The following is a 25,454-nucleotide window of genomic DNA, read 5'->3' as shown; positions in this document are numbered from 1 at the left end:
GCCCAGCGTCTGGGCCACCCGGTCCTGGCGGTGGTGCGGGGTAGTGCGATCAACCAGGACGGCGCGTCCAACGGTCTGACCGCCCCGAACGGCCCGTCGCAGCAGCGGGTGATCCGCCAGGCGCTGGAGTCTGCCGGTCTGACGTCGCAGGACGTGGACGTCGTCGAGGCACACGGCACCGGTACCTCGCTCGGGGATCCGATCGAGGCGCAGGCATTGCTGGCCACGTACGGTCAGGATCGGGAGACGCCGCTCTGGCTGGGGTCGATCAAGTCCAACCTGGGGCACACCCAGGCCGCCGCCGGCGTGGCCGGGATCATCAAGATGGTCCAGGCCATGCGGCACGGCATGTTGCCCAAGACGCTGCACGTGGACGCTCCCACCTCCCAGGTGGACTGGTCGGCCGGTTCGGTCGAGCTGCTGGCCGAGGCGCGGGCCTGGCCGGAGGTCGACCGGCCGCGCCGGGCGGCGGTGTCCTCGTTCGGGATCAGCGGCACCAACGCCCACATCGTCCTCGAAGCGGCACCCGCTGCCCCGGCCGTCGCGCCGAGCGAGGGCCTGCCGGTCACCCCGATCGTGTTCAGCGCGGCCGATCCGGACGCGCTGCACGCCTACGCCACCCGCCTGCACACCGCGATCGCGTCGGACCTGCCGCTGGACCAGATCGGCCGGGCGCTGGTCGGCCGTGCGGCGCTGCGACACCGCGCGGTGCTCCTCGCCACCGACCGCCCCGCGCTCGACCGCGCGCTGGCCGGCTTCGACGAGGCCGACGAGTCCCGGCCCGAGGTACGGCGCGGGGAAGCGCACCGCGCCGGACTGGCCACCGTGTTCACCGGGCAGGGCGCGCAGCGGGTCGGCATGGGCCGCGAGCTGTACCAGACCTTCCCGGCGTTCGCGGCGGCCTTCGACGACGTGTGCCAGGCTCTGGATCTTCCGCTGCGCGAGGTGCTGGACGACGAATCCCGGCTGAACCAGACCGGCTGGGCGCAGCCGGCCATCTTCGCGGTCGAGGTGGCGCTGCTGGCGCTCGTGCGGTCCTGGGGCATGGAGCCGGACGCCGTCGCCGGGCACTCGATCGGCGAGATCACCGCCGCCTACGCCGCCGGGGTCCTCACCCTGGCCGACGCCGCCACGCTGGTCGCGGCCCGGGGTCGGTTGATGCAGGCGCTGCCGGTCGGCGGCGCGATGCTGGCGATCGGCGCCTCCGAGAGCGAGGTGCGCGCGCTGCTGACCGACCGGTTCGAGGGTGCGGGCACTGACGGTGGCCTCGTGGTCGACATCGCGGCGGACGCGGTGGTGGTGGCCGACGGCGGGTCGAACGGCGGTGGCTTGGCCGTTGATGTCGCGGCGGTGAACGGTCCGGCGTCGGTGGTGGTGTCCGGGATTGAGGACGACATCGAGCGGATCGCCGAGCTGGCTGTGGAGCGCGGCTGGAAGACGAACCGGTTGCGGACCAGTCATGCGTTCCATTCGCGGTTGATGGAGCCGATGCTGGCCGAGTTCCGCGCGGTTGTGGAGACGCTGAGTTTCGCCGAGCCGGTGATCCCGGCCGTGTCCACGGTGACCGGCCGGCCCGTCGAGCCCGGTCAGTGGATCGACCCCGGCTACTGGGTCGACCAGGTCCGCCGGCCCGTGCGGTTCGCCGACGCGGTCACGGCCCTCGACGCCGGCCGGGTGCTGGAGTTGGGCCCGGACGGCGTGCTCACCGCTCTGGTCGGCGACCTCCGCCCGGAGCTGACCGTGGTCGCCGCGCTCCGTCGCGGGCGCGCCGAGGTCGAGACGCTGCTCACCGCGGTCGGGACGCTGTTCGTCGAGGGCCAGGACGTCGACTGGGCCGCGGTGCTCGGCACCGGCTCCCGCGCCGACCTGCCCACCTACGCCTTCCAGCACCGCCGGTACTGGCCGAGCCCGCGCACCGGCCCCACCGGTGACGCCGCCGGCCTCGGCCTCGTCGGCACCGGGCACCCGCTTGTCGGCGCCGCGGTCGCACTGCCGTCCGGCGACAGCGTCTTCACCGGGAAGCTCTCCGTCCGCACCCACCCGTGGCTGCGCGACCACACGATCTCCGGCCGCACCGTCGTCCCGGGCACCGCGCTGGTCGAGATGGTGCTCGCCGCCGGGGACCAGGTCGGTCTGCCGGTCCTGGACGAGCTGCTGCTGCAGGCCCCGCTGACCCTCGGGGAGCAGGGCGGGGTCCAGGTCCGGGTCACCCTGGCCGCGCCCGACGCGGGCCGCAGCGCCGTGACGATCCACTCCCGGTCCGAGGAGGACGAGACGTGGGTGCTCAACGCCGGCGGTCTGCTGACCGGCGACGCCGAGCCGCTCCCGGACACCGCCGCGTCGGCGGTCTGGCCTCCGGCGGACGCGGACGAGATCGACGTCACCGGCTTCTACCCGATGGCGGCCTCCGCCGGGCTGGACTACGGGCCGGCGTTCCAGGGACTGCGGCGGGTCTGGCGGCGCGGTGAGACGGTGTTCGCCGAGGTCGAAATCGAGGGCTCGGTCACTGGCTACGCGCTGCACCCGGCGCTGTTCGACGCGGCACTGCACGCCATCGGCGCGGGGGGTGCGCTCCCGGCCGACGGCGGCGTCCGGCTGCCGTTCGGCTTCACCGGAGTACGGGTCACGGGGCTGGCCGGGACCGGCCTCCGGGTCGAGATCGCTCCCGCGCCCGGCACCGACACCGTCCGGCTCTCGCTGGCCGACCTGTCGGGCAGCCCGGTGGCGACGGTGGAGAGCCTCGCCCTGCGGCCGGTCACGCCCACCCAGTTCGGCGGCATCGCCGACCGCTTGTTGTTCGGTGTGGAGTGGGCGCCGCAGGAGGTCGTGCCCGCGGCGGAAGAGCGGATTGCGATCACGCTGGGTGATCCGCTGCCGGCCGTACCTGTTTCGGTGATGATGGTGGACGCCACGGCGCCGGGGGCCGCCCGGGATCGGGCCGCCGCTCTGCTGACGTTCTTGCAGACCTGGCTGGCCGAGCCGGTGTGGGCGGACTCGCGGCTGGTGGTCCGTACGCGGGGTGCGGTGGGTGAGAAGGTCACCGACCCGGACGCCGCCGCGCTGTGGGGTCTGGTCCGGTCGGCGCAGTCGGAGCACCCGGACCGGATCCATCTGCTGGACGGTTCCGAGGATGTGTTCTATCCCGTGCCGGAGGCGCTGGTGCGTGACGGTGTGGTCAATGTTCCCCGCCTGGTGCGGTTGAAGGCGTCCGGTGCGGTGGAGTTCGGGGACGGGGCGGTGGTGGTCACCGGTGCGACGGGCACGCTGGGGCGGTTGGTAGCCCGGCACCTGGTGCGGGCCCATGGCGTCCGCAGGTTGCTTCTGCTCTCGCGGTCGGGTGCGACCGCCGACCTCGAAGGTCAGCTCGCGCCGGCGGAGGTGCGTTCGATCGCCTGCGACGTGGCCGACGCCGACGCGGTTGCCGAAGCCCTGCGGGACGAGTCGGTGAGTGCCGTGATCCATGCCGCGGGTGTGCTGGATGACGCCCTGCTGGCCGACCTGACTCCCGAGCGGTTGCAGACGGTGTTCCGGGCCAAGGTCGACGCCGCCCGCAACCTCGCCGCGGCCACGGCCGATCAGCCCCTGGCGGCGTTTGTGCTGTACTCCTCGGCGGCCGGACTGTTCGGTAACGCCGGGCAGGCCAACTACGCCGCCGCGAACGCGTTCCTGGACGCCTACGCCACCCAGTTGCGGGCGCAGGGTGTGCCGGCGACGTCGCTGGCCTGGGGTCTGTGGGACGCGGGCATGGGTGAGACGCTCACCGATGCCGACCGGGACCGGATGCGTCGCGGTGGTGTTCTGCCGCTCACCGCGGAGCAGGGGCTGGCCGCGTTCGACGCGGCTCTCGGTACCGGAACGGCGCTGGTCGCCCCGCTCGCCCTCGACCCGGCCGCGCTCGGGCAGGCCGCCGAGTTCGGCCTGCTGCCTCCGCTGCTGGCGGGCCTGGTCCGCGCGCCGCGCAGCCGCCGGGCCGCCCCCGCCGGGCCGACGCTGGGCCGGCGCCTGGACGGGCTGTCCCCCGAGGACCAGGACCGGCTCGTGCTCGAAGCCGTACAGGCGCAGGTCGCGGCCGTGCTGGGGCACGACTCCGGCGCCGCCGTCCCGGCCGGGCGGGCCTTCACCGAGCTGGGCTTCGACTCGCTCACCGCGGTCGAACTGCGCAACCGGCTGATGGCCGCGACCGAACTGAGGCTGCCCTCGACGCTGGTCTTCGACTACCCGAACGCCGGTGCGCTCGCCGCGCACCTCGCCGAGCGGCTCCGGCCCGCGGTGGTGTCCCCGGTCGTGGCGCTGCTGGCCGAGCTCGACCAGCTCGAGCAGGGCCTGCGCGCGGCGACGGCCGACGACGAGGAGCGGTCCCGGGTGACCGCCCGGCTGAACAGCCTGCTCGCAGGCTGGCAGGGCGCGGCGTCGACCGGCGGCGCGGTACTGGCCGAAGAGCTGGAGACCGCCACCGACGACGAGATGTTCGACCTGCTCGGCAAGGAATTCGGCATCTCCTGACCTGCCGCAGCGAAGAGAGGCAACAGCACATGAGCGAGCCAGGCCAGGTCCCCGAGGATCGGCTGCGGTACTTCCTCAAGCGGGTCACCGCTGAGCTCCACGACACCCGGGAGCGGCTGCGCGAGGCCGAGCAGGCCGCGTCCGAGCCGATCGCGATCGTCGGGATGGCCTGCCGGTTCCCCGGCGAGGTCGGCTCACCGGAGGACCTCTGGGAGCTGGTGGCCGCCGGCCGGGACGCGATCGGGTCGTTCCCGACCGACCGGGGCTGGGACGTGGAGAACCTCTACCACCCCGACCCCGACCACCCCGGCACGACCTACTCCCGCGACGGCGGCTTCCTGGCCCGCGCTGCGGACTTCGACCCGGGCCTGTTCGGGATCTCGCCGCGTGAGGCGCTGGCGATGGACCCGCAGCACCGGCTGCTGCTGGAGTCCTCCTGGGAGGCGTTCGAACGCGCCGGGATCGACCCGCAGGGGCTGCGCGGTTCGCGGACCGGGGTGTTCGTCGGCATCATGTACAACGACTACGCGCTGGTGGTGGGCGAGTCCGCGGACGCGGCCGAGGGCTTCATGGGCACCGGCGGCAGCATCGCGTCCGGGCGGGTCGCCTACACCTTCGGCCTGGAGGGGCCGACCGTCACCGTCGACACCGCCTGCTCCTCGTCGCTGGTTGCGCTGCACCTGGCCATCCAGGCGCTGCGGAACCGGGAGTGCGAGCTGGCGCTGGCCGGCGGGGTCACCGTGATGGCCACCCCGAACACGTTCATCGGGTTCTCCCGCCAGCGCGGCCTGGCGCCCGACGGGCGGTGCAAGTCCTTCGCCGAGGGCGCGGACGGCACCGGCTGGGGTGAGGGCGTCGGCATGCTGCTGGTCGAGCGGCTCTCGGACGCCCAGCGCCTCGGCCACCCGATCCTCGCCGTGGTGCGGGGCAGCGCCGTGAACTCCGACGGCGCCTCCAACGGATTGACCGCCCCGAACGGGCCGTCCCAGCAGCGGGTCATCCGCCAGGCGCTGGCCAACGCCCGGCTCGAACCCGGTGACGTGGACGCCGTCGAGGCGCACGGCACCGGCACGCCGCTGGGCGACCCGATCGAGGCCCAGGCATTGCTGGCCACCTACGGGCAGCGCGGGAGCGAACCGCTCTGGCTCGGTTCGGTGAAGTCGAACCTTGGGCACACCCAGGCGGCGGCCGGCGTGGCCGGGATCATCAAGATGGTGCAGGCGATGCGGCACGGCACGCTGCCGGCCACGCTGCACGTGGACGCGCCGACCTCCGAGGTGGACTGGTCGGCCGGGTCGGTGGAGTTGCTGACCGAGGCGCGGGCCTGGCCGGAGGTCGACCGACCGAGGCGGGCGGCGGTGTCCTCGTTCGGGATCAGCGGCACCAACGCCCACGTCATCCTCGAAGCCCCGCCCACCGAACCCGCCGCGTCCACCACCGAACCCGTCGCGCTCGAACCGGCCGGGCCGCAGCCGCCGCTCACGCCGCTGGTGCTCGCGGCGGCCGACGACGACGCACTGGACGCCCAGGTCACCCGGCTGGCCGAGTACCTCACCGACCGCGCGGACGTGCCGCTGCACGAGGTCGCCCGCACGCTCGCCGGCCGGAACCGGTTGCCGCACCGGGCCGTCGCGCTCGGCCTCGACCGGGCCGAACTGGCGACCGCACTGGCCGAGGGCGGCACCGTACGGGGCACCGCGCGCCACGGCCGGCTCGCCGTCGTCTTCACCGGCCAGGGCGCCCAGCGGATCGGCATGGGCCGCGAACTGTACGACGCGTTCCCGGCGTACGCGGCCGCGTACGACGCGGTGTGCGCCGCCCTCGACCTGCCGCCGCACGACCTGCTCGACGACGAGGAGCGGATCCACCAGACCGGAACGGCGCAGCCCGCGCTCTTCGCCGTCGAGGTCGCGCTGCTGGCCCTGCTGGAGCGGTGGGGCCTCACGCCGGACGTGGTCGCCGGACACTCGATCGGCGAGATCACCGCCGCCTACGCCGCCGGCGTCCTGAACCTGGCCGACGCGGCGGCGCTGGTCGCCGCCCGCGGCCGGCTCATGCAGGCGCTGCCGACCGGCGGCGGGATGCTCGCGGTCCGCGCCGCCGAGGCCGACGTCCGGGCGGCGTTCCCGGACATCGACGTGGCGGCCGTCAACGGACCGCACGCGGTCGTCGTCTCCGGGCCGGACGCCGCGATCGAACGGGTCGCGGCGGACGCCGCCGAGCGCGGCTGGAAGACCAGCCGCCTGCACACCAGCCACGCCTTCCACTCCCGGCTCATGGAGCCCATGCTCGCCGACTTCGCCAAGGTCGCCGCCGAGCTGACGTTCGCGGAGCCGAAGCTGGCCGCGGTCTCCACCGTGACCGGGGCGCCGGTGACCCCGGGCGAGTGGACCGACCCGGAGTACTGGGTCGAGCAGGTCCGCCGGCCGATCCGGTTCGCCGACGCCGTCCACACCCTCGCCGCCCAGGGCGTCACCCGCGTTCTGGAGGTGGGTCCGGACGCGGTGCTCACCACACTGGTCCAGGACGCCGACGCCGATCTGCTGGCCGTGCCGGCGCTGCGCCGCGGGCGCGCGGAGACGCGGACCCTGCTGACCTCGGTCGCCACCCTGTTCGTCGACGGCGCCGACGTCGACTGGCCGGCCGTCGCCGGCGGAACCGGCCACGCGGACCTGCCGACGTACCCGTTCACCCATCGCCGGCTCTGGCCCCGCCCGCGCCCCGGCGGCGTCGGCGACGCGTACGGCCTCGGCCTGGACCCGATCGGCCATCCGCTGCTCGGCGCCGCGATCGAGATCCCGGACGCCTCCACGCTGGTCCTCACCGGGACGCTCACGGCGGCCACCCAGCCCTGGCTGGCCGAGCACACCGTGATGGGCCGCGCCGTGCTGCCGGGCACCGCGCTGGTCGAGCTGGCCCTGGCCGCCGGCGAGCAGGCCGGCACGCCGGCGCTGGACGAGCTGCTGCTGCAGGCACCGCTCACGCTGCCTGCGCGCGGCACGGTCGCGGTCCGGCTCACCGTGACCGAGGCGGACGGACTGCGCCCGATCACCATCCACTCCCGCGCCGACGACGGCGAGCCCTGGGTCCTGCACGCCACCGGCGTGCTCTCCGCCGCCGAACCCGCCGACGTCGGCGCCGACCTGGTCAGCTGGCCGCCGTCCGGCGCCGAGGAACTGCCGCTGGCCGGGCTCTACGAGACGTTCGCCGACGCCGGCCTGGCCTACGGGCCCGCGTTCCAGGGCCTGCGGCGGTTGTGGAGGCGCGGCGAGGAGGTGTTCGCCGAGGTGCGGACTGATGCTCCGGCCGACGGGTTCGGGCTGCACCCGGCGCTGTTCGACACGGTCCTGCATGCGATCGGCCCGGCGGCGCTGCTGCCCGGCGACGGGTTGCGGCTGCCGTTCGCGTTCTCCGGGGTGCACCGGTTCGCCCCGGCCGGAACCGAGCTGCGGGTGCGGCTGACGGCCCAGAGCGGGGTCGACACGGTGCGGCTCGATCTGGCCGACCCGACCGGGCTGCCGGTCGCCCAGGTCGAACGGCTCACGCTGCGGCCGGTCACGGCCGACCAGCTGGGTGGGGGAGCGGCGGACCGCCTGCTCTACGGCGTCGAGTGGGCCCCGCAGGAGGCGTCGGGCGCGGCGCCGGACGCGGTGATCCCGCTCGGTGCCCCGCTGCCGGCCCCCGCCGCGGTGCTGCTCGTGGACGCCACCGCGCCCGGCGCGGCCCGCGATCGCGCCGCCGCCCTGCTCACCCTCCTGCAGGCCTGGCTGGCCGACCCCGCCTGGTCCGACTCCCGCCTGGTGATCCGGACCTTCGGCGCGGCAGGCGAGGAGATCACCGACCCGGACGGCGCCGCGCTGTGGGGCCTGGCCCGATCCGCCCAGGCCGAGTACCCCGGCCGCGTCCACCTGCTGGACGCGCCCGAGGACACGGTGTTCCCGCTGCCGCAGGCACTGGTGCGCGACGGAGCGGTCACGGTGCCACGCCTGACCCGGCTGCGGGGCGCCGACGCGGTCGACTTCGGTGACGGGTCCGTGGTGGTCACCGGGGCCACCGGGACGCTCGGCAAGCTTGTCGCCCGGCACCTGGTCGAAGCCCACGATGTCCGCGACCTCGTACTGATCTCTCGCTCGGGCGGGAACGCCGATCTCGAACGCGAGCTCGCTCCGGCGAGGGTGCGGTCCGTCGCCTGCGATGTGGCCGACGCCGACGCGGTCGCCGCGGCGCTGCGGGACGAGCCGGTGACCGCGGTGATCCACGCCGCCGGGGTCCTCGACGACGGCCTGCTCACCGACCTGACCCCCGAGCGGCTCGACACCGTCTTCCGCGCCAAGATCGACGCCGCCCGCAACCTCGCCGCCGCGACCAAGGACAGGCCGCTGAGCGCGTTTGTCCTCTACTCCTCGGTGGCCGGGATCTTCGGCAACCCCGGCCAGGCCAACTACGCCGCGGCCAACGCCTTCCTCGACGCCTACGCCGCGCAGCTGCGGGCCGCGGGCGTCCCGGCGACCTCGCTCGCCTGGGGCCTGTGGGACGCCGGCATGGCCGGCACGCTCACCGACGCCGAGCACCGGCGGCTGCGCCAGGGCGGAATCGTCCCGCTCACCGCCGAGCAGGGCCTCGCCGCCTTCGACGCCGCGCTGGCCACCGGGCGCCCACTCGTCGCCCCGGTGGCCCTGGACGTGTCCGGGCTCCGCGCCGCCGAGGCCGCCGGAGCGCTCCCGCCGATCCTCGCCGGGCTCGTCCCGGCCGGCAGGCCCGGCGCGGGCGCGCCGGACCAGCAGGCGCTTGCCGCCTTCCAGCGCCGGCTGGCCCAGCTGCCCGCCGACGAGCGCCGGGCGGCACTGGCCGACCTGGTCGGCCGGCAGGCCGCGGTCGTCCTCGGCCACGCCCAGCCCGACGCCCTCGACCTGCACCGGCCGTTCCTGGAGGCAGGCTTCGACTCGCTCACCTCGGTGGAGCTGCGCAACAGGCTGAGCGCGGCCACCGGGCTGCGGCTGCCGACCACGCTGCTGTTCGACCACCCCACCGCCGACGCCCTCGTGGCCCACCTCACCGACCAGTTCACGTCCGGGGACCAGCCCGCGCCGCAGGAAGCCGCGGGCACGCTCGGCGCGATGTTCCGGGAAGCCTCGGCCGGCGGGCGCAGCGGCGAGTTCTTCGGCGTCCTGGTCGCCGCGTCGGCGTTCCGCCCGGCCTTCCGCACCAGCCGCGAGCTGCCCAAGCCGGTCGCGGTCATGCGCCTGGCCGCCGGCGCGGACGGGCCCGGCCTGGTCTGCCTGCCCTCCATCCTGGCCATCTCCGGCCCGCACCAGTACGTCCGGTTCGCCGGTGCGCTGCGCGGCCGGCGGAACGTCGCCGCGGTCGCCGCGCCCGGATTCGGCCGCGGCGAACCGCTGCCGGCCACGGTGGAGGCGGTGGTCTCCGCCCAGGCGGAAGCGATCCTCGCGCACACCGACGGGGCACCGTTCGCGCTGGTCGGGCACTCCTCCGGCGGCATGCTCGCGCACGCGGTCGCCGCCGAGCTCGAACGCGCCGGCGTCGCCGTGGACGCGCTGGTGCTCATCGACATCTACTCCCACGACGTCGAAGCGCTCGCCGGCATCCAGCCGGTGCTCAGCGCCGGCATGATCGAGCGGGAGGACGGCTACGTCCCGATGGACGACACCCGGCTGACCGCGATGGGCGGCTACGTCCGGCTCTTCCACGGTTGGCAGCCGGCCCCGATCCAGGCTCCCACGCTGCTCGTCCGAGCCACCGAGCCGATGTTCGGCTGGTCGCGCGACGGCGACTGGCGCTCGTCCTGGACGCTGCCGCACAGTGCCGTGGACACCCCCGGCAGCCACTTCTCGGTCATGGAGGAGCATGCCGCCACCACGGCGCGAGTCGTCGACGAGTGGCTGTCCGCCTCCCCTTCTTCCCCCGCAGTCCTCCCCCTCGAATCGAAAGCGACGACCCGATGAGCAACTCCGCCGACGACAACCTGTGGATCCGCCGGTTCCACCACGAGCCGAACACCCGGGTCACCCTGGTCTGCTTCCCGCACGCCGGCGGCTCGGCCAGCTTCTTCTACCCGGTCTCCGACGCCATGCAGTCCACCATGCAGGTGGTGGCGCTGCAGTACCCGGGCCGGCAGGACCGGCGTGAGGAGCGGCCGCTGACCACGATCGCCGAGCTGGCCGACGCGTCGTTCGCCGCGCTGCGCCCGCTGATGGACCGGCCACTGGCCTTCTTCGGGCACAGCATGGGCGCCACCGTGGCCTTCGAGGTCGCCGTACGGATGAAGCGTGAGCTGGCCGGCGCCCCGGTCACGCTGTTCGCCTCCGGCCGCCGCGCCCCCTCCCGGCACCGGGTGGAGACCGTGCACCAGCTCGACGACGAGGGCATCGTCACCGAGCTGAAGAAGCTCAGTGGCACCGACGCCCGCATCCTCGGCGACCTGGAGCTGCTGCGGATGATCCTGCCGGCGATCCGCAGCGACTACACCGCCGCCGAGCTCTACCGGTACCTGCCCGGCCCGACGCTGGACTGCCCGATCGTCGCGCTGACCGGGGAGAGCGACCCGAAGGTGACCCTGGAGGAGGCCCAGGCCTGGGCCGACCACACCACCGGCGGGTTCGAGCTGCGCACGTTCGGCGGTGGTCACTTCTACCTCGCCCAGCACCAGCGCGAAGTGATCAACCTGATCAGCGACCAGCTGCTCTCCCTGACGCTCCAAGGACGGATATGACTCCGACGTTCGTGATCAGTACCGGCCGGTGCGGGTCCACGCTGGTCTCCCAGATGCTGCGCGTCCACTCCGAGGTGCTCAGCCTCAGCGAGCTGTTCAGCACCGTGCGCAACCGCGGCTACCTCGACGGCGCTCCGGACGGCGCGCGGTTCTGGCGGATGCTCAGCGAGCCCGACCCGGCCATGGACGTCATGGTCGCCGAGGGCCTCAAGGTCTCCGAGCTGATCTACCCGTACGGGACCGGACGTTTCGACCCCGCCAAGGGCGTCCCGGCGATCTGCCACATGACGCTGCCGATGCTCACCGACGATCCGGACGCGCTCTACGACGAGCTGGCCGCGGAGGTGCCCGGCTGGCCGGCGCGCCCGATCGCCGACCAGTACCGGGCGCTCTTCGCCTACCTGGCCGAACGGTTCGACCGGCCGGTGGTCGTGGAGCGGTCTGGCGCGTCGCTGGAGATGGTGCCGCTGCTGCGGGAGCGGTTTCCCGAAGCCCGGTTCATCTACCTCACCCGGGACGGCGCCGACTCGGCGCTGTCGATGAGCCGGCACGCCGGATTCCGGCTGAGGCTGCTGGGCCGTGAGGCCTCCCGGATCGCCGGGGTCACCTCCCCTGACCAGCTGGGGTCCGAGCAGTTCCGGCTGCTCCCGGCGGAGCTGGGCCGGCTGCTGACGACCCCGTCGGAGCTGCCCCAGCTGATGCGGCGGGACATCCCGGTGACCGCGTTCGGCGCGCTGTGGTCGGGGATGACCTGCGAGGGAGCCGACGAACTGCTTCGACTGCCCACCGAGACGTGGATGATGACCTCCTACGAGGCCCTGGTCGCCGACGCCCCGGCGGAACTGACCCGGCTGGCCGGCTTCCTCGGCGTGCCGGCGACCGCCTCATGGCTGGACAAGGCCGCCCGCCTGGTCGACCCGGATCGGCGGGCGGCCTCGGCCCGCCTGGACGCGCGGCTGCTGGCCGCCCTGCGCCGCTCCTGCGCGCCCGGTTCGGCCGTCGACGCGATGCTCGCGGCGGCCGGCTTCATGCTCACGCTCGCGTGATGAACGGCCTGCTGTCGACGACCGGACTGCTCGCGCGGGTCCTGCCGGCGGAAGCCGAGACCGCCGAGACGTACGCCGACCCGCCCGGCCTCCCGCTGTTCCCGGCCGAGGAGGCGGTGATCGCGCGGGCGGTGGACAAACGCCGCCGCGAGTTCACCACCGTCCGGCACTGCGCCCGCGCCGCGCTGGAACGGCTCGGGGCGCTGCCCGGGCCGATCCTGCCCGGGGAGCGCGGCGCGCCCGCCTGGCCTGAGGGCGTCGTGGGCAGCATGACCCACTGCGCCGGCTTCCGCGGCTGCGCGGTCGCCCACGCAGGCGACCTGCGCACGATCGGCCTCGACGCCGAGCCGGCCGCGCCGCTGCCCGACGGCGTCCTGGACGCGATCGCGCTGCCGGAGGAGCGGGCCGCCCTCCGGCGCCTGGGAGCGGGGGTCCCCTGGGACCGGCTGCTGTTCAGCGCCAAGGAATCGGTCTACAAGGCGTGGTTCCCGCTCACCCGCCGGTTCCTGGAGTTCCACCAGGCCCGGATCGAGCTGGACCCGGACGGCGGGTTCACCGCGACGCTGCTGGTGGCGCCGCCGAGCACCGTCACCGGCCCGCTGACCGGGTTCACCGGCCGCTGGATCCACCGCGACGGCCTGGTGATCACCGCGATCGCCGTACCCGTCTAGGGATATCGGCCGCCGGGTCCACCGCGACGGCCTGGTGATCACCGCGTTCGCCTAGGGGTGACGCTGGGGTGTGGACCAGCGCGGACGGCACCGAGGATCGGCACAGGACGACCTGCACGGCAACGGGTTGGAGAGCTTGATGCACACGCTTACCGGGATGGCGACGCCCCCCCAGCGGCTCGGCGCCGGTGGCGCGCTGTACGTGCGCAACCGGTCCACCGGTGAGCTGTTCGGCTATCCGCACCGCCCCGGCGCCATCGACCCCGGCAGCTACGGCGCCCCGGTCCGGATCGGCACCGGCTTCCTCCCCGGCGTGGCCCCGGTGCTGGCCGCCGGGGACTTCCGCGGCGACGGCGGCCTGGAACTGCTCTGCGGCCTGCCCGACGGCCGCGAGGTCCTGCTGTCCCCGACGGAGTCGTTCACCGCGGCCGACCTGCCGCCCGCGGCGTCGGAGCGGGCACCGGCCACGCAGGCCGTCGTGGTGCGCTCAGGAAAGGGCCGCCCCGAGCAGGTGCTGCGCGCCGCGCCCGACGGCACGGTCCGCCTGTCCGCGGCGTCCGCCCCCGGCGAGGGGGAGCCGCTGACCACGATCGACCCGGGCGCGGTCCTGCTCGGGATGGGAGACGTCACCGGTACCGGCCGGCCGGACCTGCTGCTGCGCCGCCCCGACGGCGGGGTCAGCGCGTGGGAGTACCCCGGCACCTCGAGTGGCGGACTCTGGCACGACCTGGGCGCAAGATTCGACGACGCCGTGGTGGTCGCCGCGACCGACGTCAGCGGTGACGGCCTGGTCGACCTGCTCGCGGTCGGCGGTGACGGCGAGCTGCTGGTCTTCCCGCACAGCGGCGTCTTCTGGCCGCAGGACCCGGCAGTCACGTTCTTCTTCCCGGTTCCGGTCGCCGTCGGCGTCGACGCGTTCGACGTCATCGGCTGACCGCACATCCGATCGCGATCGCGAGGACTTTCATGGATACCTTGGCCGAAGCGGTGCTCTCCGGCGCAACGCCGGAAGAACTCAGCGGGCTCCCGCTCCCGGAGCAGTTCCTCGCGGCGCACCTGCGGGCCTCCGACGTCGGAATCTTCGACGGCGAGACCGACAAGGACGTCCGGCGGTCGCTGCACGTCGGGCCGGTGCCGATGCCCCGGCTGGCCCCGGACGAGGTGGTCGTCGCGGTGATGGCCAGCTCGATCAACTACAACACGGTGTGGTCGGCGATGTTCGAGCCGATCTCGACGTTCACGACGCTGCGCCGGTTCGCCCGGCAGGGCGGCTACGCGGCCCGCCACGACCTGCCCCACCAGGTCGTCGGCTCGGACGCCGCCGGCGTGGTGGTCCGGGTCGGCGACGGCGTACGGCACTGGAACGTCGGCGATCACGCCATGGTCAGCCCGGCCTACGTCGACGACCAGGATCCGGGCTCGCACGCCGACGGCATGATGGGCACCGAAGGGCGGGCCTGGGGGTACGAGACCAACTTCGGCGGCCTGGCCCACTACACGATCGTGCGGGCCAGCCAGCTGGTGCCCAAGCCGCCGCACCTGACCTGGGAGGAAGCCGCCTCGATCACACTGTGCGCGGGCACCGCCTACCGCATGCTGGTCAGCGACCGCGGCGCGCAGATCAAGCAGGGCGACGTCGTCCTGGTCTGGGGCGCCACCGGCGGCCTGGGCGGGCTGGCCGTCCAGATGGTCAAGAACGGCGGCGGCATCGCGGTCGGGGTGGTCAGCTCCGACCAGAAGGCGCAGATCCTCCGCGAGCAGGGCTGCGACGTGGTCATCGACCGGCGCGAGATCGGCATGGGCGACGGCGCCGACGGTACGGCGGACGCGATCGAGTACGGCAAGCGCCTCGGCAGCAAGATCAGGGCTGAGCTCGGCGAGGACCCGCGGGTGGCCTTCGACTACGTCGGCCGGGCCACGTTCGGCACGTCGGTGCACGTCGTGCGGCGCGGCGGCGTGGTCGTCACCTGCGGGTCGAGCACCGGCTATCAGCACCAGTACGACAACCGCTACCTGTGGATGAACCTCAAGCGGGTGATCGGCAGCCACATCGCCAACCTGCAGGAGCAGTGGGACACCGCCCGGCTGTTCCGGCAGGGCGGCCTGGTGCCGATCCTCACCGACGTCTACCCACTGGCGGAGACCGGTGAGGCGCTGCGGCTGGTGCAGACCAACCGGCACGTCGGCAAGGTCGGCGTGCTCTGCCTCGCCCCCACCGAGGGGCTGGGGGTCACCGATCCGGAGGCCCGGGAACGGATCGGCGTCGAACGGCTCACCTCGTGGCGCCGGTACGCGTCGACGGCGCGGGTGTGACGATGAGCGCGATCGGAATTCTGGCCACCGGATCCTACGTCCCCAAGCAGATCGTGACCGGCGCGGACGTCGCCGGGCCGGCCGGCGTCACTCCGGAGTGGATCGAGCGCAAGACGCAGATCGTCACCCGCCGCTACGCCGCACCGCACCAGGCCACCTCCGACCTGGCGGTCGAGGCCGCGAAGCAGGCGCTTGAGCAGGCGGGGCTGCCGGCCGAGGCGCTGCGATACCTCATCGTCTCCACCTCCACCCCTGACTCGCCGCAGCCGCCCACCTCCTACCTGGTGCAGGACGCCCTCGGCGCGCACCGCGCCGCGTGCTTCGACCTCAATGTCGTCTGCAGCGGCTTCGTCTACGGCCTGGCACTGGCCCGGGCGCTGGTCGCCCAGGAGCCGGACGCGTACGCGCTGGTGATCGCCGCCGACGTGTACTCGCGGATCCTGGACGTCACCGACCGCAAGACCGTGGTGCTGCTCGGCGACGGCGCCGGGGCGGCGCTGGTCGGCGCCGTGCCGTCGGGCGGGTTCCTCGACGTCGAGCTGGCCAGCCATGGATCCGCGCACGGGTTGATCCGGGTGAAGGGCGGCGGCAGCCGGATGCCGACCACACACGAGATCGTCGACAACGGTGAGCACTTCTTCCGGATGGACGGCCGGGGCGTGCGGGACTTCGTCATGGAGAACGTCCCCGGCGCGGTCAAGGCGCTGGTCGAGCGGACCGGTCACCGGCTGGCCGACGTCGACCACTTCGTGCCGCACCAGGCCAACGGCGTACTGCTCAGCGAACTGGTGACCCTCGCCGGTCTGGATCACGCGCACACCCACCGGACGCTGGAGCGGTACGGCAACACCGGCAGCGCGTCGGTCGCGCTCGCGCTCGACGCCGCCCACCGGGGCGGGCACCTCCGCGACGGCGACCTGGTGCTGCTCGCCGCGTTCGGCGGCGGCATGTCGCTCGGCGCGGCCCTGCTGCGGTGGACGGCCGCGCGATGAACACCGCGGCGGGGAGCACGGGAGTGGGAAGCATCGCGGTGGAGAGCGGCGCGGCCGGGAGCACCGGAGCGGGCATCACCCGGGTGGGCGTCGTCGGCTGCGGCACGATGGGCGCCGGCATCGCCGAACTCTGCGCCAAGGCCGGCCTGGACGTGCGGGTCGCGGTCTCCTCGGCGGGCTCGGCGGAGGCCGGTCGTCGGCGGATCGCCCAGTCGCTGGGCCGGGCCGTCACCCGGGGCAAGCTCACCGCCGAAGCCCGCGAACGGGCCCTCGCCGCGATCTCGTTCACCGACGCGCTGCCCGACCTCGCCGACCGGCAGCTGGTGATCGAGTCGATCACCGAGGACGAGAAGCTCAAGCGACGCGTGTTCACCGCGCTCGACGCCGCGCTCACCGACCCCGGCGCGATCCTGGCGTCGAACACCTCCTCGCTGCGGATCGCCACCCTGGCCGAGTGCACCGAGCGCCCCGAGCGCGTGGTGGGGATGCACTTCTTCAACCCGGCACAGGTGCTCCCGCTGGTCGAGGTGGTGTCCGCGGAGCGGACCGCCGAACGTGTCGTGGCCGTCGCCGAGGCCTTCGCCGCGGACGTGCTCGGCAAGCAGGTGATCCGCTCCGCCGACCGCTGTGGTTTTGTCGTCAACGCGCTGCTCATCCCGTTCGTGCTCGCGGCGGTGCGGATGGTCGAGGTGGGGCACGCCACCCCGGCCGACATCGACCGGGGCATGAAGCTGGGCTGCTCGCACCCGCTCGGCCCGCTGGAACTGGCCGACCTGATCGGCCTGGACACCGTCGCGTCGGTCGCCGAGGCGATGCACGCGGAGTTCGGCGAGCCGCTGTACGCGCCGCCGCCGCTGCTGCGGGAACTGGTCACCGCCGGCCGGCTGGGCCGCAAGACCGGCTCCGGCTTCTTCGACCACCCGCGGTAGACGCCGGCCGTACCGGAGCGCGGGGAAGGCGCGGGGTGCGGATCCACGCGGAGATCGACTCATGCACCACTGGACGCGACCGGTCCGTACATGAGCATGCGCTTACGTCGGTGAAAGAAATCGGTTTCCCGTCCACAGGGGTTTCAGTACACTCGCCACGAACCATGAACCACGCGCTGCCACGACTCGCGGCGCGCGCCTTGACGAGTGAGGGGAGCCTGCCGTGCGCTACCGCACCGCTGTTGTCGTTCCCCGGTCACGGTACGAGGTGATCCTGGTGTCTTCGTTGGTGCCCGATGCCGGCTGCGCGGCCGGCACCGGACGCCCTTGACGAACGCCTGACCCCTGATCCGCCGGTGCTGAGCCGACCGGTCAAGCATGTCCCGACGCGGTCGCGCCGCCTCAGGGGTTTCCGCATGGCCTGACCTCAGGCCATTTCGTCCGGGAAACGCGCTGTCCTCTTTGGATCGTCCTGAAGGGCATGGGCCGTGCGTACCAACCTGCACCGTCATCTCACCAACCCGCTGATCGGCGTCCGCAATCTGGGCATCCTCGCCCATGTTGACGCGGGCAAGACCACCATCACCGAAAGGATCCTGTACGTCACCGGCGCCACCTACAAACGTGGCGAGGTGCACAACGGCACGACCGTCACCGACTTCGACTCCCAGGAGCGCGATCGGGGGATCACCATCTTCGCCGCGGCGGTGAGCTGCGCCTGGGACGACCACCGGATCAATCTGATCGACACCCCGGGCCACGTCGACTTCTCCGACGAGGTGGAGCGCTCGCTGCGGGTGCTCGACGGCGCGATCGCCGTGTTCGACGGCGTCGCGGGCGTCGAACCGCAGAGCGAGTCGGTGTGGCGGCAGGCCGACCGGTACGGTGTGCCGCGGATCGCCTTCGTCAACAAGCTGGATCGCGCCGGCGCCGACCTCGACACGGCGGTCGCGTCGATCCGGGGGCGGCTGCGGGTGACCCCGCTGGTCGTCCAGCTGCCGATCGGGCAGGAGGACGGGTTCACCGGAGTGGTGGATCTGCTGCGTATGCGATCGCTGGTCTGGGCCGACGACCGCGACACGTTCAGGGAGGGTCCGGTGCCGGACGCCCTGCGGGAGGAGGCGCACCGGCGCCGCCGGCTCCTTGAGGAGGCGGTGGCCGAGCTGCACCCGATCGCGTTGGAGGAGTTCTGCACGGAGTCGGCGATCTCCGCACAGACCCTCGCCGTCGCGCTGCGCGACCTGACCCGTACGGGTGAGGGCGTGGTGGTGCTGTGTGGATCGGCCTACCGCAACCGCGGGATCGAGCCGCTGCTGGACGCCGTCGTGGCCTACCTGCCCTCGCCGCTGGACGTACCGCCGGTACGCGGCACCCAGGGCGGCACGGTGCAGGAGCGGGCCGCCGACCCGGCGGCGCCGTTCGCCGCGCTGGTCTTCAAGGTGAATTCGACCGCCACCGGGCGGCTGACCTACCTGCGTGTTTATTCGGGGACGATCGAGAGGGGAGACGCGGTGCTGGACGCCGGCGCACGGCGCACCGAGCGGATCGGCCGGATCCTGCGGGTCCAGGCCGACCGGCACACGGAGGTGGACCGGGCGGTGGCCGGGGACATCGTCGCGGTGGTCGGGCTGAAGACGGTCCGCACCGGGGCCACCCTGTGCGCCCCCGCGGCGCCGCTGGTCCTCGAACCGCCTGCCGTGGTCGACCCGGTGGTCTCCATGGCGGTCGAGGTCCGCAGGAGCACCGACACCGACCGGTTCGCGTCGGCACTGGCCCGGCTGGTCGAGGAGGATCCCTCGCTGGTGGTCCGGACGGACCCCGAGACCGGTCAGACGGTGCTGTCGGGAATGGGCGAGCTGCATCTGGAGGTCGCGGTGGAGAAGATCCGTCGCGCCCACGGGCTCGAGGTCAATGTCGGCCGGCCGCAGGTGGCCTACCGGGAGACGGTCGCCCGCGGGGTGTCCGGGTTGCTGTACCGGCACGTCAAGCAGGACGGAGGCGCCGGTCAGTTCGCCCACGTGGTCCTCGACGTGGAGCCGCTGGACGCCGCCGGTGACGACGGCGGCACGGCGGGCTTCGTGTTCCGCTCGACCGTCGTCGGCGGGCGGGTGCCGCGGGAGTACGTCCGGGCGGTGGAGGCGGGTTGCCGGGACGCCCTGGCCGAGGGGCCCCTCGGCGGTCATCCGGTGACCGGCCTGCGGGTCACGCTGACCGACGGAGCCACCCATCCCAAGGACTCCTCGGAGATGGCGTTCCAGACGGCCGGCCGGTTCGCGCTGCGGGAGGCACTGCGCGCCAGCGTGATGGTGCTGCTGGAACCGCTGGTCGAGGTCACGGTCACCGTGCCCGACGACGCCATCGGCGGGGTGCTGGGGGACCTGGCGGCACGGCGCGGCCGGGTCTCGGGCTCGACCGCGCGGGCGGGCACGGTGGTGATCACCGCGACCGTGCCGCTGGCCGAGCTGTTCGGCTACGCGACCCGGCTGCGTAGCCGTACCCAGGGCAGGGGAACCTTCACCACCCGGGCCATCGGGTACGCCCCGGTGTCAGGCGCGGTGTCCAACGGGACGCCGTCCCGGTAGAACTCCCGACGATGGCCCCGCCCGTACGAGGGCGGGGCCACCGTCGGGCCTGTTTTGCCTCCCGGAGGGTAGAGGTGCCCCATGAAAAAATTCTTCAAGGTCGTGGTGGCGCGCTGGCTGGCACGTACGCCGATCGGCCTGGCGATCCTGGGGCTGGGCTGGTTACTGGGACGACGACGCAAGGAGCGCGCCCAGAGCGAGGGTGAGCGGGGCGGACGGGGGAGGAATCGCCTCCAGGGTCAGGGCAGGCGGGGCGGACCGCGGAGGTAGGGCGGGCGGGGCGGACGGCGGAGGTAGGGCTCACACGGGTGGGTCCGGGCGCGTGACCGGAGAGGCCGGGTTGTTAGGTTGAGGCTTGCCCGAAATATCGCCAAAGGGACGCATCGATGCCGGCAAGATCCTCACTTCCCCCTTCCCTCACACGTCTGCTGGAGCGACCCGCTCCGCCCGGCACCCTCGCCGATCTCAAGCACGTCGTTTTTGTCATGCAGGAGAACCGGTCGTTCGACCACTACTTCGGCCGCATGCGCGGCGTGCGCGGCTACGGGGACCGCAACGCGGTGTCCACCCGGGCCTGGAGGCCGGCCTTCGAGCAGGACGGGGTGCTGCCCTTCCCCGTACGGGAGGCCGCCGAGCGCGCGGGGACCGACCCGATGCTGCTCGACACCCACGACCACACCTGGCTCGGCACGCAGAACGCCTGGGCGATGGGCTGGAACGACGCCTGGGTCCCCAACAAGGGCCCTTCCACCATGGCGTACTACGACCGCCGGGACCTCCCGCTCCACTACGAGCTGGCGGACACGTTCACGATCTGCGACGCCTACCACTGCTCGCTGCTGACCTCCACGACGCCGAACCGCAACTACCACATCTCCGGATACACGGGCTACGAGCCGGGCACCGAGCAGCGGGTCGTCGACAACGGCGCCTGCGAGGAGGACGGGCACCCGGGCTACTCCTGGATCACGGTGCCCGAACTGCTGACCCAGGCCGGGCAGAGCTGGCAGGTGTACCAGGAATGGGACAACTACCAGTGCAACAACCTTGAGTTCTTCGCCGCCTTCAAGGCGGTCATGGCGAAGCTGGGGCAGACCAGCATGCACTCCTTCTACGAGAAGGTCCGCGCGTCCGAGGACCCCGCGCCGATGCTCGCCGAGCTGGAGGAGAAGGCGGCGCGTCTCGATCCGGCCGACCGCGAGCTCTACGACCGGGCGCTCCGCCGTACCGGGACGGGAGGGCTGGGGGAGTGGTTCGCCGCCGACGTGGCGGCGGGACGCCTTCCGGCGGTCTCCTACGTCGTGACCTCGCTCGCCGACTCCGAACACCCGGAGGGGTCCTCGGCCGTCGAGAGCGGGAAGGTCATCTATCAGGTTCTCGACGCCCTGGCGTCGCGTCCCGAGGTGTGGGCGAACACGGCGGTCTTCATCACCTACGACGAGAACGATGGTTTTTTCGACCACGTCCCCCCGCCCGTGCCGCCGGACGGCACCCCGGGGGAGTTCGTCGCCGGACGGCCCCTCGGGCTGGGCATGCGCGTCCCGATGACCGTCGTGTCACCGTGGAGCGTGGGCGGCTATGTCTGCTCCCAGACGTTCGACCACAGCTCGACCGTCCGCTTCCTGGAGACCTGGCTCGGAATCAAGGCCCCTGACATCAGCGCCTGGCGGCGGACCGTCGCCGGCGATCTCACCTCCGCCTTCGACTTCGCCGCCCCGCGGGCGCGCCCTGCGGTGGAGACGCCTGTCTCCGGCGCCTCGAAGAGCGCCTCCGTCGGCCGCTGGTATCCCGACGTCCCCGCCGAGCAGCGGATGCCCGACCAGGAACCGGGCACCAAACCCGCACGCGCGCTGCCGTACCGGCCTGACGCCTCGGCGCGGATCCGCGGGCGCTCCGTCGAGATCACGATGAGCAACACCGGTACGGAGAGCGCACATCTGGCGCTGTACGGCTACATGGGGGAGCTCGTCCGGCCTCTCCACTTCGACGTGCTCGGCCACGCCCGTGAGGTGATCTACTTCCCGTGCCCCACGTACGCCCTCGTTCTCACCGGGCCGAACGGTTTCCGCCGGGAGTTCCGGGGTGGGACGGACGACCCGATAGAGCTGACCAGCGTCATCGACGCGGCCACGCGGACGATCGAGATCACCGTCGTCAACGGCGGTGAGTCGCCGGTCGACGTCACGATCTCACCCCTGGCGTACGGCGGAGCGCCACGGACCCTCCGGCTCGCGGCCCGGGGCAGCGCCCGGGTGCCGTGGCAGACCGCGATCGGATGGTACGACCTGCTGGTCACCGTCGCCGGGGACACCGGAGATACTTCCTTCGCCCGCCGCCTGATGGGACACATCGAGAACGGCAAGCCCAATATCACGGGCTGAGGAGCAGGGTCGATCCAGGTGTTGCCGAACGCTGACCGCGTCGGCGACGAGGTCGAGGCGATCCGGTCGATAACGACAAAGGTATGGCGTTGCGCTGGTTTCGGTCTGGAACGGCCTCCTGATCGGGCGATTTCTTTCCCCGAGACCAGCTCAGCGGTCGAACTCTCCGGACTGGATCCCGCCGACGAATGCTCTCCACTCGGCAGGGGTGAAAAGCAGCTTGGGACCATTGGGATCCTTGCTGTCACGGAGGACGACCACCCCGGGCAGGTTGGCGGCGACCTCGACGCATTGGCCACCGTTTCCTGAAGATCGCGACGACTTCCGCCAGATGGCGGCGCTTAGGTCCATTCGCGTTTCACTTCCTCGATCGGTGATAATTAATTCAGCCTGGGCAGACAAGCGGCTGTCATCATCCGATCTGGCTTGGATTGCCGATCCGCTGGTCTCTCCACTACCGGTAAGGCAGTCTAGGTACAGAAATCCTCTTCCTGGCAGTTGGACAAAGAAAGCAGTTCATCATCTTCCCGGCCGGAGACGGGCCAGGCGGTGCATGAATGCGATAGCACTCTCTAATATCTCGGTCATAAAATTAGAAAGCACTCGGAATGCGAAACGGTGGTGGTGGAAACTTCGCCGGTCGGGCAGGTCGCGGACACGGTCCGCGAGGACATACCCAAGGTCGACGGTGACGGGTGGAGTCTGGCGATCGACGCTAAGGCGGCCCTCATTGACGAACGGATATGGGAAGGGTGTGGCGAAGGCGGGCCGAGTGGGTAAGGATTGGGTGCGTCCCGGTCTCAGCCATCCCCCGGAGGTACTGAATGCGTTTCGCCCGGCTAACGGTCATCGGTTTGGCGCTGGTGATGGCAGCATCGGGATGTACTTCAGGGCCTTCGCTGAAGGAGGCGGCAGCGGAGCTACAGAGGGATACGCAGCGACTGGAGACCAATGGAGTCTTCAAGAATCCACTCAAGAAACTGCGTATCCTGCAGCGTCCAGACAAGGACGTCCCCTGTGACAAAGAAAAGTTTAGACGAGTATTGCGAGCTACGGCCGATTATGAACGCATCAACGAACCGATGGACTCTCATCTAGGTCGATCCCAAGCGCTGATGGAGAACGTCCTTGTCCAAGACTTCGGATATAAGTTGGAGCATGAATACAGCCAGATGGATACCGATGAAGGACGGTTCATCCACGGTGTGAAGAAGGGCCTAGGTATCACGGTGACCGTATATGTGGCTCCTGAGGCTCCCACTTGGCGACTGGATGCAATGACTCCCTGCTTGCCGCGATGAGGAAACCAGCTCAGTTCCAGACTCGTAGCTGCTCTTTGGCTTGGTCGCTGGTTTGAAAATGTGAGGCATCTTCGATCTTGGTGTCTAAAACATTATTGCTGTCCATCCAACGTTCATAGGGTGTCAGTTTCTCTCGCAGTACCTGCTCCCACTTCTTGTCATCGTTGGCTTCCTGTTCTGCCTCGGCCAGGAGTTCGTCATAGGTCTTGAGGTCGCCGGTGCTCTTGCTGATGAGCTCGGCAGGAGGCTCGCTCGCCGGGTAACCGGCCTCATGAAGGAGGTAAGCCATGTCGTACTTCTGGCGCAGGACGAAATCTGACCGGGCACCGGTGACCTCCTCGACTCGTGTCTCGATGCTGTCGGCTACGCCGTCGAGGGCGGCGCTGATTACGTACGCCTTAGTCAGTTCCCATCCCGTTCCCACAATGGGCAGTTGGTCGATCCCGAGGGCAAAGGTGTTCTTGGTGATGTCGAGGATCAAGTCGTTGGTGGCGTCCTGCTCGCCACGCACATCTAATGTCGCTTTGAACTCCACGCCGGCGAGATCGCCGAACATCCTCGCTGTGTCCTCGAAGTGTCTGGTTCCGTCTTGTGCGTCCAGACGCGCCGCCGCCACCAGCGTGTCATGGCGGAATTGCGCTGCGGTCTTGTCGAAGTCGTTGGTGAGTTGCTTGTCCCCGACAAAGGTCTTGAAGAAGCGATGAGTGTCCCCCGGGCTGAGATAGAACGCCGGGGTCACCCCGGGAAGGGCGATCCAGTTGGCAGGGATCCCCATCCCAGAGGTTCGATCCAGGGCCTTGTCGAAGCGGGCACCGGAGGCCAGTTCGTGGATGTAGGACTTCGCGATGGTGACCATGGAGTCCTTGGCGACCGTCGGCAGATCATCGCCGAAGGAGCCCGCAGCCCGCATCGCGTCTAGGGCGAAGGCGGCGGCGGCCGGGCTGTGCTGTCCTGCCTTCTCAGTCGTGGCTTCGGTGCCCGCCTCCATCACCCGGCCGAAGGCGTTGGCCACCTCGTCCCCGGTGCCCGTCCCCTTGGCGTAGTCGAGGAACCGCTTCATCTTCTCGACCTGGCTCAGCTTGACGTCCGTACCGCCCATTGTGGCGAACGCGTCCCGCGCCGCCGTACCGTCCCCGGCGAGCACCTCCAGCCCCAGCGCGACCACATCCGAGGGCAGGCCGTACGCCCTCACCTCGGTGGGGCCGGCCGCGCGCCAGTCCTGTTGAGGCTTCTTCATGAACTCGTCCAGGACCAGGGCGCGGGCCGCCGCGCTGCGCACGCTGGAAGGGGCGTTCGCGCCCTTGAGCAGCGCGAGCCGATTCCACGCGGCGACCTTGCTGCCGGTCGGTCTCACCAAGTCACTCCTGACCTTGGCGAAGGCCGGGACGAGGGCGGGGGCGCGCAGGGCTGCGCCGAGGGCGGTGCTGAAGGCGGCCAGGTCCTGCTTGGCGGTCGTGCTGCCGGTGCTTGCGATGAGACCCGGCAGGCTGTCGCGGACCGTTGGAGACAGCAGGGCGAAGAAGGCGGCGGCGGCCTGGGGGTTCTTCGCGAGCTTCGCGACCTCGTCGGCGTGTTCGTGAATGAGCGCGGCCTGGAGCTCGCCGCCGCGGTTGACGAGGATGTCGTTGCCGTACATGTTCGCCAGGCCTCGGGCGGTCTCGAAGCCTTCCAGCTCGTCGGGGAGGCGGACGATCCCCTGCCCGCTCGCCGCCATCGAGGCTGCGCCGCCCGCCCCACCCAACTCCGGGGCGCCCTTGCTCAGGGTGTTGATCAGGTCGATCCGGCTGTGGAGCATGGAGACCTGCGTGCCGCCCCAGTCGGCGATGTCAGCGATCTCCCGCAGCGCGGGGGTGCTGATCCCGTGCTGCCGGAGCTTCCCCTCGAATTCCTTGCTGAACGCGGTCAGCCGGTCCGCCGCGCCGCGCAGGGAGGTGGCGAGCTGTCCCATCTCCTCGGGATCGATGCCGCAGAATTCGGCGGTGGGTGCCATGGAGCCTTCCCTTCGC

At 71.8% G+C, this 25,454-nt stretch carries 15 protein-coding genes; 13 read left to right on the top strand and 2 right to left on the bottom strand.

What is annotated here, in order from left to right:
* The 12 genes from CHC08_RS23830 to CHC08_RS23780 form a co-directional block, all read left to right on the top strand.
* On the top strand, positions 1–4,503 hold a 4,503-nt coding region (locus CHC08_RS23830), incomplete at its 5' end, for a type I polyketide synthase (protein ID WP_089209591.1).
* A 29-nt stretch (positions 4,504–4,532) separates the two neighbouring features.
* Positions 4,533–10,466 carry a type I polyketide synthase gene (locus tag CHC08_RS23825; RefSeq protein ID WP_089209577.1) on the top strand — a complete coding sequence of 1,978 codons (5,934 nt, stop codon included), beginning with the start codon at positions 4,533–4,535 and terminating at the stop codon, positions 10,464–10,466.
* Complete coding sequence (locus CHC08_RS23820) at positions 10,463–11,233, top strand: thioesterase II family protein (protein ID WP_089209576.1); 771 nt, start codon at positions 10,463–10,465, stop codon at positions 11,231–11,233. Before CHC08_RS23825 ends, CHC08_RS23820 begins: the two co-directional genes overlap by 4 nt.
* Positions 11,230–12,279 (top strand): sulfotransferase family protein, encoded by a 1,050-nt coding sequence (locus CHC08_RS23815; RefSeq protein WP_089209575.1) that lies wholly within the window; start codon positions 11,230–11,232, stop codon positions 12,277–12,279. The genes CHC08_RS23820 and CHC08_RS23815 overlap by 4 nt, the downstream gene beginning before the upstream one ends.
* The gene (locus CHC08_RS23810; RefSeq protein ID WP_245878513.1) at positions 12,279–12,950 is read left to right on the top strand and encodes a 4'-phosphopantetheinyl transferase family protein; all 672 of its coding nucleotides are present in this window, start codon (positions 12,279–12,281) and stop codon (positions 12,948–12,950) included. The genes CHC08_RS23815 and CHC08_RS23810 overlap by 1 nt, the downstream gene beginning before the upstream one ends.
* Positions 12,951–13,089: 139 nt before the next feature.
* Positions 13,090–13,884 (top strand): FG-GAP repeat domain-containing protein, encoded by a 795-nt coding sequence (locus tag CHC08_RS23805; protein ID WP_143653328.1) that lies wholly within the window; start codon positions 13,090–13,092, stop codon positions 13,882–13,884.
* 32 nt (positions 13,885–13,916) lie between these two features.
* Positions 13,917–15,263, top strand: a complete 1,347-nt coding sequence (gene ccrA / locus CHC08_RS23800) for a crotonyl-CoA carboxylase/reductase (RefSeq protein WP_089209573.1) — start codon at positions 13,917–13,919, stop codon at positions 15,261–15,263.
* Between the two features lie 2 nt (positions 15,264–15,265).
* Entirely contained in the window at positions 15,266–16,255 is a 990-nt protein-coding gene (locus CHC08_RS23795) for a 3-oxoacyl-ACP synthase III family protein (protein WP_089209589.1), read from the top strand.
* 23 nt (positions 16,256–16,278) lie between these two features.
* Complete coding sequence (locus CHC08_RS23790; RefSeq protein WP_275937199.1) at positions 16,279–17,184, top strand: 3-hydroxybutyryl-CoA dehydrogenase; 906 nt, start codon at positions 16,279–16,281, stop codon at positions 17,182–17,184.
* A 488-nt stretch (positions 17,185–17,672) separates the two neighbouring features.
* Complete coding sequence (gene fusA / locus CHC08_RS23785; RefSeq protein WP_089209571.1) at positions 17,673–19,766, top strand: elongation factor G; 2,094 nt, start codon at positions 17,673–17,675, stop codon at positions 19,764–19,766.
* An 81-nt stretch (positions 19,767–19,847) separates the two neighbouring features.
* Entirely contained in the window at positions 19,848–20,036 is a 189-nt protein-coding gene (locus CHC08_RS48465) for a DUF6203 family protein (RefSeq protein ID WP_143653327.1), read from the top strand.
* A 116-nt stretch (positions 20,037–20,152) separates the two neighbouring features.
* On the top strand, positions 20,153–22,147 hold the full coding sequence (locus CHC08_RS23780; RefSeq protein WP_089209570.1) for a phosphocholine-specific phospholipase C: 1,995 nt from the start codon (positions 20,153–20,155) through the stop codon (positions 22,145–22,147).
* A 150-nt stretch (positions 22,148–22,297) separates the two neighbouring features.
* Here the strand turns inward: CHC08_RS23780 and CHC08_RS23775 are convergent, their stop codons facing one another.
* The gene (locus CHC08_RS23775; RefSeq protein WP_089209569.1) at positions 22,298–22,498 is read right to left on the bottom strand and encodes a DUF397 domain-containing protein; all 201 of its coding nucleotides are present in this window, start codon (positions 22,496–22,498) and stop codon (positions 22,298–22,300) included.
* Between the two features lie 473 nt (positions 22,499–22,971).
* Here CHC08_RS23775 and CHC08_RS48460 point away from each other — a divergent pair, with 473 nt between their 5' ends.
* Positions 22,972–23,448 (top strand): hypothetical protein, encoded by a 477-nt coding sequence (locus CHC08_RS48460; protein ID WP_143653326.1) that lies wholly within the window; start codon positions 22,972–22,974, stop codon positions 23,446–23,448.
* A gap of 10 nt (positions 23,449–23,458) precedes the next feature.
* Here CHC08_RS48460 and CHC08_RS23770 read toward each other — a convergent pair whose 3' ends face one another.
* On the bottom strand, positions 23,459–25,438 hold the full coding sequence (locus CHC08_RS23770; RefSeq protein ID WP_089209568.1) for a hypothetical protein: 1,980 nt from the start codon (positions 25,436–25,438) through the stop codon (positions 23,459–23,461).
* Positions 25,439–25,454: the final 16 nt, after the last annotated feature.

Source organism: Streptosporangium subroseum (assembly GCF_900188345.1).
GTDB lineage: Bacteria > Actinomycetota > Actinomycetes > Streptosporangiales > Streptosporangiaceae > Streptosporangium > Streptosporangium subroseum.
The sequence above is the reverse complement of the archived record's forward strand: the minus strand, read 5'-3'. Positions and strand labels throughout refer to the sequence as shown.

Bases quoted from the DNA above. Each gene is read 5' to 3' on its own strand.
- CHC08_RS23775 (WP_089209569.1), bottom strand. From the start codon at position 22,498: ATGGACCTAAGCGCCGCCATCTGGCGGAAGTCGTCGCGATCTTCAGGA.
- CHC08_RS23825 (WP_089209577.1), top strand. From the start codon at position 4,533: ATGAGCGAGCCAGGCCAGGTCCCCGAGGATCGGCTGCGGTACTTCCTC.
- CHC08_RS23805 (WP_143653328.1), top strand. From the start codon at position 13,090: ATGCACACGCTTACCGGGATGGCGACGCCCCCCCAGCGGCTCGGCGCC.
- CHC08_RS23770 (WP_089209568.1), bottom strand. From the start codon at position 25,438: ATGGCACCCACCGCCGAATTCTGCGGCATCGATCCCGAGGAGATGGGA.
- CHC08_RS23780 (WP_089209570.1), top strand. From the start codon at position 20,153: ATGCCGGCAAGATCCTCACTTCCCCCTTCCCTCACACGTCTGCTGGAG.
- ccrA (WP_089209573.1), top strand. From the start codon at position 13,917: ATGGATACCTTGGCCGAAGCGGTGCTCTCCGGCGCAACGCCGGAAGAA.
- CHC08_RS48465 (WP_143653327.1), top strand. From the start codon at position 19,848: ATGAAAAAATTCTTCAAGGTCGTGGTGGCGCGCTGGCTGGCACGTACG.
- CHC08_RS23820 (WP_089209576.1), top strand. From the start codon at position 10,463: ATGAGCAACTCCGCCGACGACAACCTGTGGATCCGCCGGTTCCACCAC.
- CHC08_RS23795 (WP_089209589.1), top strand. From the start codon at position 15,266: ATGAGCGCGATCGGAATTCTGGCCACCGGATCCTACGTCCCCAAGCAG.
- CHC08_RS23810 (WP_245878513.1), top strand. From the start codon at position 12,279: ATGAACGGCCTGCTGTCGACGACCGGACTGCTCGCGCGGGTCCTGCCG.
- CHC08_RS23815 (WP_089209575.1), top strand. From the start codon at position 11,230: ATGACTCCGACGTTCGTGATCAGTACCGGCCGGTGCGGGTCCACGCTG.
- CHC08_RS48460 (WP_143653326.1), top strand. From the start codon at position 22,972: ATGCGTTTCGCCCGGCTAACGGTCATCGGTTTGGCGCTGGTGATGGCA.